This is a genomic window from Longimicrobium sp., assembly GCF_036399935.1.
Lineage (GTDB): Bacteria > Gemmatimonadota > Gemmatimonadetes > Longimicrobiales > Longimicrobiaceae > Longimicrobium.
In genome coordinates this window covers 12,263-27,612 of sequence record NZ_DASWMD010000080.1, presented here as the reverse complement: position 1 = coordinate 27,612, position 15,350 = coordinate 12,263, and the positions used below count along the sequence as shown (strand labels likewise).

The window sequence follows — 15,350 nt, the reverse complement described above, 5'->3', positions numbered from 1 at the left end:
CGAAGAGCGCGACGAACTGCCTTCACTGCCGGACGAACGCGGCTCCGGGCGCTCCATGCGCGCGGGCGGCTCGGAGCGCTCGACGCGCGCCGGCGGCTCGCGGCGGGGCTCCGACTGCCGCTCCGGGGCCCGCTCGCGGGTGGGCTCCGTCCGCTCGCGCCGGGGCTCCTCCCGGCGGGGCGCCTCGCGCCGGGGCTCCGCGCGGTCGTCCGTGGACGGACGGCGCTGGAAGGTGGGCCGGTCGCGCTGCGGCGCCACGGGCCGCCCCTGCTGCCGCGGCGTTTCCTGCTGCGGCTCGCGCTGCGCGGTGCCGCCGGGGGCGTCTTCGCCGCCGCGGCGGGGCGCGGCCACCCGGGGCTCCGGACGGCGGGAGCTACCCTGCTCCCCCCGCTGTGCCTCGCGTTCGCCCGTGGCGACCGGCCGGCCGTCACGTCCGGACGCGGGGGGCGCGGAGGCCTGCCCGCCGGGCTGCGAGGTGCGCGGCCGCGGCTGGCGTCCGGAAGCAACCGGGGGCGCGTAGCTCTCGGTGCGCTCCTTGTACCCGTGCATGGGCCGGGGAACGCGGCGCGCGCCGCCGGAGTAGCGGTCGTAGTACACGCGCCGGTTTCCGCGCCAGTACCGCGTATCATAATAGTACTGGTTGTAGCCCAGCAACGAGCGCACGCGGCCGCACGAATCGTAGTACGACGTGCGGCTGCCGTACCAGTCGCCGTAGCCGTCGTAGCAGGCGTAGCGCGGGTGCGAATAGCGCCGGCCCACGTGGTAGGTGTAGTAGTCCACCGACTCGTACCCCTGCGCCCCCTGGGGAACGATGGCGCGCACCACTTCGTCCATGGCGTAGAACGGGTCTCCATACACGGAGCGGCTGCCGTCCCAGCGGGCCAGGCGCGGCGCGTACAGGTCGCGGATGCGCCACAGCTCCAGCGGCTCGTCGAGGGTCACGGCGAACACGTAGCCCATCCCCGGGCCGCCGCGCACGCGCAGGTAGTCCCACCCGCCGCGCGAGCTCACCCGCAGGGCACGCCCGCCGCGCACGTAGCCGTCGTCGTTGTGCGACCGCGGGTACAGCACGTCGAGGTCGCCGTTGGTGTCGATGTGGAAGACGGCCAGGTAGCCGTCGTAGTCCGGCCGCACCATCACGCGCATGCGGTCGTTTTCGCTGTAGAAGTCGCGGTGGCCTTCCACCCACACGCGAACGCCGCCCTGCTGCAGCGACGCGGCGGCGACGGCGGGCGTGGGCAGCAGCAGCGCGGGGGCGGCCTCGGCGGCCGCCGCCACGGGGGCGAGCACGGCGAGGGCAAGCCCCACCGAGGAAAGGATCGTCTTGATCATGAGTGGGTCTCCGGGTCCGAGCGGGGTTCCGCCCACACGGCGGGGCAAGCGCCGTTCCGGGAGGACACACTCGGAAGATGCAAGGAATGGCGCGGGGAATCAACCATGTCGTCCCCTCGCCGTCCTCCCTGCCCGTCCCCGGGCGGGGACGGGCGTTCTCACGCAGGGGACGGTAAGGCGGCGCTCAGCCCATGCCTGCCGCGGCCCGGCCGTCCGCCGATCAGACCGAATCCCGGCGTTTCAGCCGGCGCCCGCGCCCCGCCCCAGCACCGTTTTGGTGCGCCCCGAGTGGCGTCCGCACCGATCTTCACCACCACCGCGTCGGGGCGAAATTCGCAAATCTTTCTGCCGCAACGAGTTGGCTCGCCGCGCCCGCTGGCCCGCGCCGTGCTTTTCCCGTGGACCGTACACCAGCCCATCCAGAAGCCCGCGAATGCCACCCGCCCGACGCGGGGAGGCGCCCGGTGCACCGCTCGCCCTCACCGCCACACCCCGTGGCGGCGCTTTCCACCCCGGTTGGAGAACGCACATGAAGCTCCGCAACACCTCGCTGCTCCTTGGCATGGCCGCCCTGGCCGCCTGCTCGGACCAGGCGACCGAGCCCGTGGCGGCCCGCAGCGCCCCCGTGCACTTCGCCGCCAACGGCCGCGGGATCGAGGGATCGTACATCGTGGTGCTGAAGGAAGGGGCCGATGCCCGCGCCGTCGCCGCCGTGGCCGGGGTGACCCCGCAGCACGTGTACTCCGCCGCGCTCACCGGCTTTTCCGCCGAGCTGAACGCCGGGCAGCTGAACGCGCTGCGCAGCCACCCCTCGGTGGACTTCGTGGAAGAGGACCAGGTGGCCACGCTTTCGGCCACGCAGTCGGGCGCCACCTGGGGCATCGACCGCACCGACCAGCGTGCGCGGCCGCTCTCGGGCACCTACAACTACACCAACACCGCCTCCAACGTCCGGGCGTACATCATCGACACGGGCGTTCGCGCCACTCACGCCGAGTTCCGCAAGACCGACGGCACCACCCGCGCGCAGAACAACTACAACGCCACGGGCGACGGCAACGCCTCGGACTGCAACGGGCACGGCACGCACGTGGCCGGCACCGTGGGCGGCAAGACGTACGGCATCGCCAAGGCCGTGATGATCCGCGCGGTGAAGGTGTTCACCTGCTCGGGCGGCAGCGCCAACAGCACCATCATCGCCGGCATCGACTGGGTGACCGCCAACCACATCAAGCCGGCCGTGGCCAACCTGTCGCTGGGCGGCGGCGCCAGCCAGGCCACGGACGACGCGGTGAACCGCCTTTCGAACGCGGGCGTGTTCGTGGCCGTGGCCGCGGGCAACTCCAACGTGGATGCCTGCACCACGTCGCCCGCCCGCGCCAGCACGGTGACCACCGTGGCCTCGTCCACCAGCAGCGACGCCAAGTCGTCGTTCAGCAACTGGGGGAGCTGCGTGGAGCTGTACGCGCCGGGAAGCAGCATCACCTCGGCCTGGTACCAGAGCGACACGCAGACCAACACCATCAGCGGCACCTCGATGGCCTCGCCGCACGTGGCGGGCGTGGGCGCGCTGTACAAGGGCACCTACGGCGACGCCGGGTACTCCACCATCCGCACCTGGCTGATCAACAACGCCACCACCAACGTGATCACCGGCAACGTCAGCGGCACGCCCAACCGGCTGCTGTTCAAGTCGACCCTGTAATCCGCGGGGTCGCACGTGACGAGAGGGGCCGCGGCTTCGCGCCGCGGCCCCTCCGTGCTTCGGCGGGGCCGCCCCGCGGTTGACGCCGCTCCGCCGAGGGCGGTAGTTTAGCTGTTTGTGCCGCGATCCGGCGCCGCGCAGGCGCCGGGCTTCTTTTCCCCCGCCGGACGCCCCCTGGGAGGCGCGCCGGCGCCGGGTTTTCGGCAACACGAAAGGCTGTGCCGCACCCCCTGCTCATCGACTCGGTCCAGACCGTCCCCGCGTTCCGCGAGCTGGCCGCCGGCCTGCCCCGCGCGGGCGAAACGGTGGTCGCGTCGGGACTGGCGGGGTCGGCGCCGCTGCTGCTGGTGGCCGGGCTTCACCGCGCGCGCCCCGAGCGCATGTGGCTGGTGGTGGGCGGCGGGCCCGAAGACGCCGAGATGGCCACCTCGGACCTGGAGGCGCTGCTGGGCGAGGCCTCCGTCTTTTTGTACCCGCAGCGCGAGTCGCTGCCGTACGAAGAGGGCGAGCCGCACCTGGAGATCGGCGGCACGCGGGTGGAGGCGCTGGAGGCGCTGCTCAGCGGCCGGGCGCGGGTGATGGTGACCACCGCCCGGGCCATGCAGGAATTGTCCCCCGCGGTCGAAGGGCTTCGCGACCTGCGGCTGGAAGTGCGCGCGGGCGAGACGGTGAAGATCGGCGCGCTCTCGGCGCGGCTGGAGGAGATGGGCTTCGAGCGCGTGGCCACCGTCGAGGAAGTCGGCCAGTACGCGCTTCGGGGCGGCATCGTCGACGTGTTCGGCTTCGGCGCGCCCGAGCCGGCGCGCATCGAGTTCCTGGGCGACGAGGTGGAGTCCATCCGCTTCTTCGACATCCTGTCGCAGCTGTCCGTTCGCGCGGTTCCCCACATCCAGCTGCTTCCGGTAGACCTGAAGCCCGCCGAGGCGCCGTCCGCGGACGGCGCGCCCCGGCACGCCGCGGACGGCGAGCGGCGGACGCTGCTGGACTACCTGCCCGAAGACACGCTGGTGGTGCACCTGCACGGCGGCGGAACCCGGCAGGAGCTGGAGCGCACCTGGACGGAGGTCATCCGCCTTCACGAGTCCGAGGCGCGGCGCGGCACCCGCCCCGAGCAGCCGGAGCGGCTGTTCATGCCGCCGGCGGTTGCCGAGCGGCGGCTGGGCACCTTTCCGCAATTGTTCGTGGAAGACGCGGGGACGCTCCCGGTGCAGCGCTTCGCCCGCTTCCGCGCCCTGCCCCCGCCCGCCATCGACCGCGACATGGGTCGGCTGGGCGAGGAGCTCAAGCAGGCGGCCGGCGCGGGCGACCGCACCCTGGTGCTGTGCGACAACCAGGGGCAGCTGGAGCGCCTGCAGGAGCTGCTGGACGAATTGAAGGTGGCGCGGTGGACGGAGCTGGCCATCGGCTCCATGTCGGGCGGCTTCGTGCTGGCCGACGCCGTGCCCGCGCTGCGGGTGCTGACGGACCACGAGATCTTCCGCCGCTCGCGCCGCATCCGCCGCCGCAGGCGCTTCCGGGGCGGGGCCGCGCTGGAAAGCGTGGCGGCGCTCAAGCCGGGCGACTACGTGGTGCACATGGACCACGGCGTGGGGCAGTTCCGGCGGATGGAGCGGGTTCGCCTGGGCGAGGAGGAGTTCGAGACGCTGGTCATCGAGTACTCGGGCGGCGAGTTGCTGCGCGTGCCGGTGCACCGGGTGGACCTGATCGAGCGCTGGGTGGCCGAGGACAACGAGGCCCCGCCCCCCAAGGTGCACCGGATCGGCGGCAAGGACTGGTCGCGCGCCAAGCAGAAGACGCGCAAGGCCATCCAGGAGATGACGGCCGAGCTGCTGGAGCTGTACGCCGCCCGCCAGGCGGAGAAGGGGTTCGCCTTTGCCCCCGACACCCGCTGGCAGCGCGAGATGGAGTCGGCGTTCCTCTTCGAGGACACGCCCGACCAGCGCCAGGCCACCGAGGACGTGAAGCGCGACATGGAGTCGCCGCGGCCCATGGACCGGCTGATCTGCGGCGACGTGGGCTACGGCAAGACGGAGATCGCCATCCGCGGCGCCTTCAAGGCCGTGCAGGAAGGCAAGCAGGTGGCGGTGCTCGTGCCCACGACCATCCTGGCCGAGCAGCACCTGCACACCTTCCGCGAGCGCCTGGCCGACTTTCCGGTGAAGATCGAGGCGCTGTCGCGCTTTCGCACGGCCAAGGAGCAGGCGAAGGTGCTGGAGCAGCTGGAGGCGGGCGAGGTCGACATCCTGGTGGGGACCCACCGCCTGCTCTCGCCCGACGTGAAGTTCCGCGACCTCGGGCTGATGGTGATCGATGAGGAGCAGCGATTCGGGGTGAAGCACAAGGAAATGCTGAAGCACCTGCGCCGCAGCGTGGACGTGCTGACGCTCACCGCCACGCCCATCCCGCGCACCCTGCACTTTTCGCTGCTGGGGCTGCGCGACATGACGCTGATCCAGACGCCGCCGCGCGACCGGCAGCCGGTGATCACCCACGTGCTGCCGTGGACCGACGCCATCCTGGAAGACGCCATCCGGCGCGAGCTGGACCGCGGGGGCCAGGTGTTCTTCGTCCACAACCGGGTGGAGACGATCGGCGCCGTCGCGCAGAAGGTGCGCGGGCTGGTGCCCGACGCGCGCATCGGGGTGGCGCACGGGCAGATGCGCGAGAAGGAGCTCGAGGAGGTGATGACCCGCTTCCTGGAGGGCGAGGCCGACGTGCTGGTGGCCACGGCCATCATCGAGGCGGGGCTCGACGTTCCCCGCGCCAACACGCTGATCGTCAACCGGGCGGACTACTTCGGCCTGAGCCAGCTGTACCAGATCCGCGGGCGGGTGGGCCGCAGCCACCATCGCGCGTACTGCTACCTCCTCGTCCCCGACGAGATCCAGGAAGATGCCGAGAAGCGGCTGCGGGTGCTGGAGCACTACACCGAGCTGGGAAGCGGCTACCGCATCGCGCTCAAGGACCTGGAGCTGCGCGGCGCCGGCAACATCCTGGGGCAGCAGCAGTCGGGGTTCGTGTCCGCCGTGGGGCTCGACACCTACCTGCGCCTGCTGGAAGACACCATCCGGCAGATGAAGGGCGGCGGCGCGTCGGGCCCCGCCCCGCTGGCCGAGGTGTCGGTGGACGGCACGGCGCTGATCCCGGACAGCTACATTCCCGACGAGGCGCAGAAGCTCCACTTCTACCGGCGCCTTTCGCGCGAGGAGAAGCTGGAGGGGATCGACGCCCTGCGCCGCGAGCTGCGCGACCGCTACGGGCCGCTGCCCGACGAGTTGGAGACCATGCTGGGGACGGCGGCGCTGCGGCTGCTGGGGGGCGGGCTGCGCATCGAGCGCATCCTGGTTCGCCCGTGGGACGTGCGCATCAACTTCCGCCAGGGGATGGTGCCGCGGATGGCGTCGCTTCAGCGCAGCCTGCAGGCCTGGCAGTTCGCCGTGGAGGTGCGCCGGGCCCTGCCGCTGTCGCTGACGCTGACGCGCCACGGCACCGAGCCCATCATGGGCACGCTGGTCTCGGCGCTGCGCGACCTGGCCGCCGACCCCGCGCTGGCGGCGTGACGGGAAAGTGCGTGAGTGCGGAAGTGCGTTAGTGCGGAAGTGAAGTGCGACGGTGCAGGAGCGTGGAGTGCGGGACGAAATCGGGGTACGGGGGTATGGATCGGGCGAAGCGCGGGGCCGAAGGGTTCCGCATGCCGCGCTTCCGTACTTCCGCACTCACGCACTCACGCACTAACGCACTGATTTTTACCCTCAACCCGGTCCGGAGAAGATTGATGAAGCTGTCTCGTTGGGCGCTCGTGGCCGCTCCGCTCGCCGTAGCGGCGTGCGGCATCGGCGGTGCCATGAAGTCCGAAACCGACGTGGTGGCCAAGGCCGCCGGCAAGGAGCTGCGCGTGGAAGACGCAGCGCAGATCCTGGCCGCCAACCCCCAGATTCCCACCGACCCGCAGGTGGTTCGCCAGCTGGCGGACCTGTGGGTGGACTACACCCTGCTGGCCACCGCGGCCGCCGAGGACACCAGCCTTTCGGTGCTGGACCTGGACGACTTCGTGAAGGAGGAGCAGGACGAGCAGGTGGTGTACCGCTACCTGGAAGCCCAGGTGAAGCCCGACACCTCCTTTACCGACGCCGAGCTGGACCAGCTGTGGAACAGCGAAGGACCCGGGGTGGAGGTGCGCGCGCGCCACATCCTGCTGAAGCCCGCCGCCGAGGCCACGCCGGCGCAGCGCGAGCAGCTGCGGGCCCGCGCCGAGGCCATCCGCGTGCGCGCCGCCGGCGGCGAGGACTTCGCCGCGCTGGCCCGTGAAACGACGGAAGAGCCGGGCGGCAAGGAGCGCGGCGGCGACCTGGACTGGTTCGGCCGCGGGCGCATGGTGCCGCAGTTCGAGGAGGCCGCCTTCAAGCTGCAGGCGGGCCAGGTGAGCCCGGTGGTGGAAACGCCGTTCGGCTACCACGTGATCAAGGTCGAGGACCGCCGCCAGCAGCCCATCGGCGAGAACCGCGAGGGCTGGCGCCAGCACCTGAAGGGCACGGCGCAGCAGCGCGCGCTCACCACGTACATCGATTCGCTGCGCAAGACCGCCAAGGTGGTGGTGCAGACCGGGGCCGAGGAGAGCGTCCGCGAGCTGGCGGGCCAGGAAAACCTGAACCTCCGCGGCCGCGCCGCCAGCCGCCAGCTGGTGGCGTACCAGGGGGGCGAGGTGACCGCCGCCGAGGTCGCCGAGGCCATGCAGGGGGTGCCGGGCCAGGGGCGCGACCAGCTGAAGTCCGCCTCCGCCGAGCAGGTCAAGGAGTTCCTGGAAACGCAGGCCCTCAAGGAGTTCCTGGCCATCGAGGCGCGCCAGAAGAACTTCCGCCTGCCGGCCGCCGCGGCCGACTCCATCCGCACCCAGGCCCGCGAGGCCATCCGCGAGATCCTGCGGATGTCGGGGCTGGCCAACCGCCGCTTTCCCAAGGGCAAGGCCGGCAACGGCGCCATCCAGGAGGCGGTCCGCAACCTGATGGAGCAGGCCGTGGCCGGGCAGCGCCAGCTGCCGCCGCTGGCCAAGCTGGGCTACGCGCTCCGCAACGCGTACGGCGCCGACGTCAACAGCGAGAGCTTCCAGAAGGTGGCCGACCGCATGAAGGCCATCCGCGCCTCGCAGCCGGCGCCGCAGCAGCAGCCGGGCTTCCCCGGCGGCATGCCCCCGGGCGCTGAGGGCATGCCGGGCCAGCCGCAGCCGGGCCAGCCGCAGCCCGGGCAGCCGCAGCCCGGCCAGGGCCCTCAGCCGGGCCAGCCGCAGCCGCAGGCTCCGCAGCCGCAGGACGGGCCGGCGCCGGCCGCGCCCGCGCCGGGGCAGAAGCAGTAGCCGTCCGCAACACGCGGGAAACCGGCGGCGCGCCCACCCGGGCGCGCCGTCCGGGAACCTGAAGCGGGTCAACAGGATATAATCCGTGCGGCCGGGGCGTTTCCGCTCCCGGCCGCGCGCTGCTGCCGGGGCCCCCGGCACGTCATCCGTTCGTCTGGACCTCTGAATTCCCATGCGCATTCGCTTTGCCCTGCTCGCGACGTTCCTGGCCGCCGCGCCCGCACTGGCGCAGGTGGCGCCCGCAGCCCCGCAGCCCGGCGAAGAGCTGGTGGACGGCGTGATCGCGGTGGTGGGCGACACCGTGCTCCTTCGCTCCGACATCCTGCTGGCGGTCGAGGCCGTACGGGCCGCGGGGCAGACGGTGCCTTCGGAGCCCGCCGCCTACGCCCAGTTCGTCCGCCAGCTCGTGGAAGAGCGGGTGAACGACCTGCTGGTGCTGGAGGCCGCGCGCCAGTCGGGGGAGGCGGTGACCGACGCCGAGGTGCAGCAGTCGGTGGACCAGCAGATCGCCGAGATCACCGAGCGCTTCGGCTCCGCGGCCGCGTTCCAGCAGGCGCTGGCCGAGTCGGGGCGCACGCCCGAGACGTACCGCGCCGAGCTCTCGGCCCAGTTCCGCGACCAGACCGTCGTGCAGCGGTACCTGCGCAAGCGCATCCAGGGCATGGCGCCCGCGCCGGTGTCCGAGGCCGAGGTCGCCGCGTTCTTCGAGCAGAACCGCGAGCGGTTCGGCACGCGGCCCGCGTCGGTGAGCTTTCAGCAGGTGATCGTGCGGCCCCTGCCCTCCGACTCGGCGCGCGCGGCGGCGCTGGCCACGGTGGCGCAGGTGCAGAAGGAACTGGCCGAGGGCACCGACTTCGAGGTGCTGGCCCGCCGCTACTCGGCGGACGGCAGCTCCACGCGCGGCGGCGACCTGGGCTGGTTCCGCCAGGGGCAGATGGTGCGCGAGTTCAACGACGCCGTCTTCAACATGCGCCCGGGCCAGACGGTGGGCCCCGTGGAAACCGAGTTCGGCTTCCACATCATCCGCCTGGACAAGGTGCGCGGCCCCGAGCGGCAGGCGCGGCACATCCTGATCCGCCCGAACATCGTGCAGGCCGACGTGGACCGCGCCCGCGTGCGCGCCGACAGCGTGGCCGAGGCGGTCCGTGCCGGCGCCGACATGGCGCTGCTGGGCGCCCGCTACCGCACCCCCGATGAGGCGCGCTTTCAGCGTGAGGTGCCGCTGGACCGCCTTCCGCCGGGGTACGCGACGTCGCTCGAGGGCGCGCAGGCGGGGACGGTGGTGGGCCCCGTGCGCATCGACCTGGGCACCAACGCGGCCTTCGCCGTGGTGCGCGTCACCGGCCGGCAGACGCAGGGCGAGTACACCGTGGCCGACCAGCGCGAGCGCATCCGGGGGATGCTGCAGGAGCAGCGGATGAGCGAGCGCGTGATCCAGGAGCTGCGCCGCGATATGCACGTGGCCATCGCCAGCCAGTGAGCACGGCCGAGCCGCTGCGGGTGGACGTTCTGCTGCACCGGCTCTGCCTGACCAGGAGCCGCAGCGAGGCCAAGGCGGCGTGCGAGATGGGCGCGGTTTCGCTCGACGGGCGCCGCGCCCGCCCCGCGGACGCGGTCACCGCGGGAAAGCGCATCTCCATCCGCTACCCCGCGCGGCTGCTGGAGGTGGAGCTGCTGGAGCTGCCGGGGAAGAACGTGTCGAAGAAGGCGGCGCGCGACCTGTACCGCGTGCTGCAGGACGAAAAGGTGCGGGACGAGCCGTTCTGAACGGCGTCGCGACGGTCACTACGGCGGACAGGGCAGCGAGATGAGTCGTCCCCGCATCGCGATCACCCTCGGCGACCCGCGCGGGATCGGGCCCGAGGTGACGGCGGGCGCACTGGCCGACCCGGAGATCTCCGGGCTCGGCCGGTTCGTGCTCGTGGGCCCCTCGTCGCTCCTGCGCTCCGCCGACGACGTGAGCGTCGGCGAGTGGCGGGCGGAGGACGGGGCCGCCGCCGCGGGGCGGATCGCCGGGGCGGCCATCGAGCGCGGGACGCGGATGGCGCTGGCGGGCGAGGTGGATGCGCTGGTGACGGCGCCCATCGAAAAGAACGCCTTCCGCGCCGGGGGATGGCACTTTCCCGGGCACACCGAGATGCTGCGCGACCTGGCCGGCGTGGCGGACGTGGTGATGATGATGGCGGCGGAGCGCACCGCGCTGGGCGGCGCCCTGCGGGTGATCCTGGCGACGACGCACCTGGCCCTGCGCGACGTTCCCGCCGCCCTCTCCGCCGGCCTGCTCGTGCGCCAGGCCACGCTGACCCATGCGGCCCTCCGCGAGCAGTGGGGGATCCGGTCTCCCCGGGTCGCGCTCTGCGCCGTGAATCCCCACGCATCCGACGGCGGGCTGTTCGGTGACGAGGAGGAGCGGATCGTGGCGCCCGCGCTGGCGCGGCTGCGCGAGGCGGGGGTGGACGCGTTCGGCCCCGTGCCGGCGGACACGGTGTTCACGCGCGCCGTGCGCGGCGAGTTCGACGCGGTGGTCGCGCCCTACCACGACGTGGGGATGGCCGCGTTCAAGACCGCCGCGTTCGGCGCCGGGGTCAACGTCACGCTGGGGCTTCCCTTTCCCCGCACCTCGCCGGACCACGGCACCGCGCTCGACATCGCCGGCCGCGGCCTCGCCGACCCGTCGTCCATGAAGGAAGCCATACTCCTGGCCGTCCGCCTGGCCTCGCACCGGCGCCGTTCGCTTTGACAGGGCGGGGAGCGCGGACTAAATTCTGTGCTCACCCGCGCTTGCACGGTTCTCCCCCGCGGAAGTTTCTCGCGTGATCAGGCTGACATCGGTCTACAAGGAATACCCGCGCTCCGGCACGGCCCTCCGCGACGTTACGCTGAACGTCAACAAGGGCGAGCTGGTGTTCCTGACGGGTCACTCCGGCGCCGGCAAGAGCACGGTGCTGCGCCTCGTGCAGATGGCGGAGACGCCGTCCGCCGGCGAGGTGCGCGTCTCCGGCTTTTCGTCGCGCCTCATCCGCCGGCGCGAGATTCCGCAGCTGCGCCGCAAGCTGGGCGTGGTCTTCCAGGACTTTCGCCTGCTGAGGGACCGTACGGCGGAGGAGAACGTGGCCTTCGCGCTGGAGGTGACGGGGACCAAGCGCGCCCTGATCGCCCCGCGCGTCAACCGCCTGCTCACCCAGGTGGGCCTCAGCCACAAGGCGCAGGCGTTTCCCGACGAGCTGTCGGGCGGTGAGCGGCAGCGGGTGGCCGTCGCCCGCGCGCTGGCCAACGAGCCGCTGGTGCTGCTGGCCGACGAGCCCACCGGCAACCTCGACGAGTGGGCGGCCAAGGGCGTGTTCGAGCTGTTCCGCGAGATCAACTCCATGGGGATGACCATCCTGATGGCCACCCACGACCTGGACCTGGTGCGCTCGCACCCGGAGTACCGCGTGGTGGAGCTGGCGCAGGGGGCCATCGTCTACGACTCGGCCGCGGCGTCGGTCGAGGCGGGAAGGGCCTGACCCCATGCCCTATGCGCTTCGCGAGGCGCTCGCCGCCTTCCGCCGCACCCCGCTGCTCACCGGCCTTTCCGTCGTCGCCATCGCCTTCGCGCTGTTCGTCATCGGCCTGTTCGGGCTGACGGCGTTCAACATCCGCCGCGCCATCGAGCGGGTGGAGGAAAAGGTGGAGATCGTGGCCTACCTGACCGACGCCACCACCGCCGGGCAACTGGACCTGGCCCAGCAGGAGCTGAGAAAGCTCCCCGAGGTGGAGCGGGTGACCTACGTCACGCGGACGGAGGCGCTGGCCACGGCCATGGCGGAGATGGAAGAGTTCAAGGACGTCTTCAGCGACCTGGAGCAGAACCCGCTTCCGGCGTCGCTGGAAGTGCGGATGAAGCCCGGCAACCGCGGCCCCGAGCAGGTGGAGCGCGTGGCGAAGCGCATCCAGGCGTACCCGTTCGTCGAGGACGTGCGCTACGGGCGCGACTGGCTGAACCAGATCTTCACCCTGCGCCGCATCGCCGCCGGCGTGGCGATGGTCATCGGCGGGGCGTTCGCGGTGGTGGCGGCCATCGTCATCGCCACGGCCGTGCGCATCACCGTCTTCGCCCGCCGCGAGGAGATCGGCATCATGCGGCTGGTGGGGGCGACGGACGGCTTCGTCCAGCGCCCGTTCCTGCTGGAGGGCATCATCTCCGGCCTTCTCGGCGGACTCCTGGCCGCCGGACTCACGTACGCTACCTTCCGCCTGCTGTCCGACACCATGTTCCAGGTGGAGTGGGTGCCGCTGGAGTGGGTGGTCGCCGTGGTGATCGTGGGCACCGCGTTCGGGCTGCTTTCCAGCCTGGTGGCCGTGCGCCGCCACCTGTCGCAGGTCTGACATGAGCCGCCTGCGCGCTGGAGTGCTCGCGTTGATCCTGGCCGCCGCCGCGCTGCCCTGGGTGGCGGGCGCGCAGGACTCGGGGCGGCAGATCAGCGAAAGCCAGCGCCGCCTGCAGGAGATCCGCTCGGAGCGGCAGCGGCTGCGGCGCGAGCTGCAGGGGATCCAGGGACGCGTGGGGAGCGTGTCGGCCGAAATCCGCATCATCCAGCAGCAGCAGCAGATGTCGGCGGCGCTGCTGCGCGAGATCAGCACGCAGCTGGGGCAAACAGAGCGGCAGATCGACAGCACCACGGCCGAGATGATCCTCACGCAGGCCGAGCTGGCGAACAAGAAGGAGATGCTCAACCGCAGGCTGCGCGAGATCTACAAGCGCGGACCCCTGCAGTCCGCCCAGGTGCTGCTTTCCGCCCACTCGTTCGGCGACCTGCTGAACCGCTACAAGTACCTGCACCTGGTGGCGCGCCGCGACCGGCAGCTGGTGGAGGAGGTGGGCGAGCTGGCGCGCGAGCTGGAGCTGCGCGAGGTGGAGCTGCGCCGGTCGCTCGCGGACATGCAGTACCTGCAGAACGAGCGCGAGCAGGAGAACGCCACGCTCACCAACCTGCGCGCGGACCGCACGCAGACGCTCACCTCGCTGCGCACCACGCAGCGCCGGGCCACCTCGCGGCTGGAAACGCTGGCCCGCGACGAGCGCCGCATGACGGGGCTGATCGCCGAGCTGGAGCGCCGCCGCCGCGAGGGGGAGCGCCGGGCGGCCGCCGCCGCCGCAACGCGCCCGGCGGGCTCCCCCGCGCCCAGCCGGCCGGCGGCGTCCAGCATGACCACGGCCGACCTGGGGAACCTGGACTGGCCGGTGAGCGGGCAGGTGGTGTACAGCTTCGGCCGCTCGCGGCAGTCCAACGGCACCACCATCCGCTACAACGGCATCGGCATCGGGGCGGCGCCGGGGACGGCGGTGCGCGCGATCGAAGGCGGCACCGTGGAGATGGCGGCGCCGTTCGAGGGCTACGGCCCCACCGTCGTCGTAAGCCACGGCGGCGGCTACTACTCGCTGTACCTGTACCTGCGCGAGGTGATGGTGCGTCCCGGCGCGCAGATCACCAAGGGGCAAACGGTGGGCACCGTGGGCGGTGAGGGAACGCCGGAAGGGGCGCACGTGGAGTTCCAGATCCGCGAGCCGGGCGGCTCCGCGGTGGACCCGCTCACCTGGCTGCGCCGCCGCCGCTAGCCCGCCGCCATGCCTCTTCCGCCGGTGTACGGACACGTCCGCGCGCGCACCATGCTCGCGTCCGCCGCACGCGCGGGCAACCTGTCACAGTCGCTCCTGGTGCACGGCCCCGCCGGGGTCGGCAAAGAGCGGATGGCGATGTGGCTGGCCCAGGTGGTGGTTTGCGAGCAGCCGCGGGCGGAGGGCGCCCCCTGCGGCGAGTGCCGCGACTGCCGGATGATCGACCGGCTGGAGCACCCCGACGTCCACTGGTTCTTTCCCCTTCCCCGCCCCGACGCGGCCACCCCCGAAAAGCTGCGCGACAAGCTCGAGGAGGCGCGCGGCGCCGAGCTCGTGGCCCGGCGCGAGAACCCGCAGCACGTTCCCCAGTACGAAAAGGCTCCCGCGTACTTCATGGGCACCATCCAGAACCTTCAGCGGCTTGCGGGGATGAAGCCCGCCGTGGGCCGCCGCAAGGTGTTCGTCGTGGGCGACGCGGAGGCGATGGTGCCGCAGGAATCCAGCCCCGAGGCCGCCAACGCCTTCCTGAAGCTGCTGGAGGAGCCCCCCGCCGACACCACGCTCGTCCTCACCTCGTCCAACCCCGGCGCGCTGCTCGCGACCATCCGCTCGCGCGTGCTTCCCATCCGCCTGCTGCGCCTTTCCGTGGACGAGGTGGCGGCGTACCTGGCACGCGAGGTGAAGATGCCGGAGGCGGAGGCGCGGGCGCTGGCGGCCAGCAGCGAGGGGGCCATCGGGCGGGCGCTGCGGATGCTGCCTTCCGGCGGCGGTGCGGGAAGCTACCAGAAGCTGAGGGAGACCGGCCGCGAGCTGCTGGCCGCCGCCCTGGCGGACAGCGATGCGGCCCGGTTCGCGGCGGCGAACGCCGTGGCCCCCGCGGGCGCCCGGGGCGACTTCACGGCCGGGCTGGAGGCGCTGGCGCTCTGGCTGCGCGACCTGATGGCGATCGCGGCGGGGGCGGGCGACGCGCTGGCCTACGCGAGCGGGGGCGACGAGGCGCTGCTGCGGAAGTGGGCGGCGCGCCCGGGGCTGCACGCCGGCGGCGTGGCGTCGGCGATCCTGAAGGTGCAGGAGGCCCAGGACCTCGCGTCGGGCAACGTCAACCCGCAACTGATCCTGGCCGACCTGCTCCGGGGTTTGCGGAGCGAACTGACAGGCGCGCGCTGAGGGGCATCGCCCCTGCACGGGCGACTAAAGTCGCTGCAACAAACACACGAAGTCCGCCTTCGCGGACTGGCTTGCGGCGGGGTATCCTCGGCTGTGGGGCGCGACCATACCTTGGCAGACAGCGGCGACTTGCTGCACTGCGCCATGCGACAAAAGCCTGTCATGGCACTGGCGGTATATCGGCCTGCTCGCCCCAC

The 15,350-nt window shown here is 72.2% G+C and carries 11 protein-coding genes; 10 read left to right on the top strand and 1 reads right to left on the bottom strand.

Annotated elements, in window-relative coordinates:
• On the bottom strand, positions 1–1,332 hold a 1,332-nt coding region (locus VGB24_RS24050), incomplete at its 3' end, for a DUF4384 domain-containing protein (protein WP_331075475.1).
• Positions 1,333–1,861: 529 nt separating this feature from the next.
• Between VGB24_RS24050 and VGB24_RS24045 the strand changes: the two genes are divergently transcribed.
• From VGB24_RS24045 to VGB24_RS24000, 10 genes are all read left to right on the top strand, one after another.
• The gene (locus VGB24_RS24045) at positions 1,862–3,037 is read left to right on the top strand and encodes a S8 family peptidase (RefSeq protein ID WP_331075474.1); all 1,176 of its coding nucleotides are present in this window, start codon (positions 1,862–1,864) and stop codon (positions 3,035–3,037) included.
• Positions 3,038–3,255: 218 nt separating this feature from the next.
• The gene (mfd, locus tag VGB24_RS24040) at positions 3,256–6,597 is read left to right on the top strand and encodes a transcription-repair coupling factor (RefSeq protein WP_331075473.1); all 3,342 of its coding nucleotides are present in this window, start codon (positions 3,256–3,258) and stop codon (positions 6,595–6,597) included.
• A 215-nt stretch (positions 6,598–6,812) separates the two neighbouring features.
• Positions 6,813–8,387, top strand: coding sequence for a peptidylprolyl isomerase (locus VGB24_RS24035; RefSeq protein WP_331075472.1), 1,575 nt, complete (start codon positions 6,813–6,815; stop codon positions 8,385–8,387).
• A gap of 172 nt (positions 8,388–8,559) precedes the next feature.
• A complete protein-coding gene (locus tag VGB24_RS24030) occupies positions 8,560–9,867 on the top strand; it encodes a peptidylprolyl isomerase (RefSeq protein WP_331075471.1) in 1,308 nt (435 codons plus the stop codon).
• Positions 9,864–10,154 carry a S4 domain-containing protein gene (locus tag VGB24_RS24025; RefSeq protein ID WP_331075470.1) on the top strand — a complete coding sequence of 97 codons (291 nt, stop codon included), beginning with the start codon at positions 9,864–9,866 and terminating at the stop codon, positions 10,152–10,154. The genes VGB24_RS24030 and VGB24_RS24025 overlap by 4 nt, the downstream gene beginning before the upstream one ends.
• Positions 10,155–10,194: 40 nt before the next feature.
• Entirely contained in the window at positions 10,195–11,127 is a 933-nt protein-coding gene (gene pdxA / locus VGB24_RS24020; RefSeq protein ID WP_331075469.1) for a 4-hydroxythreonine-4-phosphate dehydrogenase PdxA, read from the top strand.
• Positions 11,128–11,200: 73 nt separating this feature from the next.
• A complete protein-coding gene (gene ftsE, locus VGB24_RS24015; RefSeq protein WP_331075468.1) occupies positions 11,201–11,893 on the top strand; it encodes a cell division ATP-binding protein FtsE in 693 nt (230 codons plus the stop codon).
• A 4-nt stretch (positions 11,894–11,897) separates the two neighbouring features.
• Entirely contained in the window at positions 11,898–12,755 is an 858-nt protein-coding gene (locus VGB24_RS24010; RefSeq protein ID WP_331075467.1) for a cell division protein FtsX, read from the top strand.
• A 1-nt stretch (position 12,756) separates the two neighbouring features.
• Complete coding sequence (locus VGB24_RS24005) at positions 12,757–13,986, top strand: murein hydrolase activator EnvC family protein (RefSeq protein WP_331075466.1); 1,230 nt, start codon at positions 12,757–12,759, stop codon at positions 13,984–13,986.
• A 9-nt stretch (positions 13,987–13,995) separates the two neighbouring features.
• Positions 13,996–15,153, top strand: a complete 1,158-nt coding sequence (locus tag VGB24_RS24000) for a hypothetical protein (RefSeq protein ID WP_331075465.1) — start codon at positions 13,996–13,998, stop codon at positions 15,151–15,153.
• The last annotated feature ends 197 nt before the right edge of the window (positions 15,154–15,350 follow it).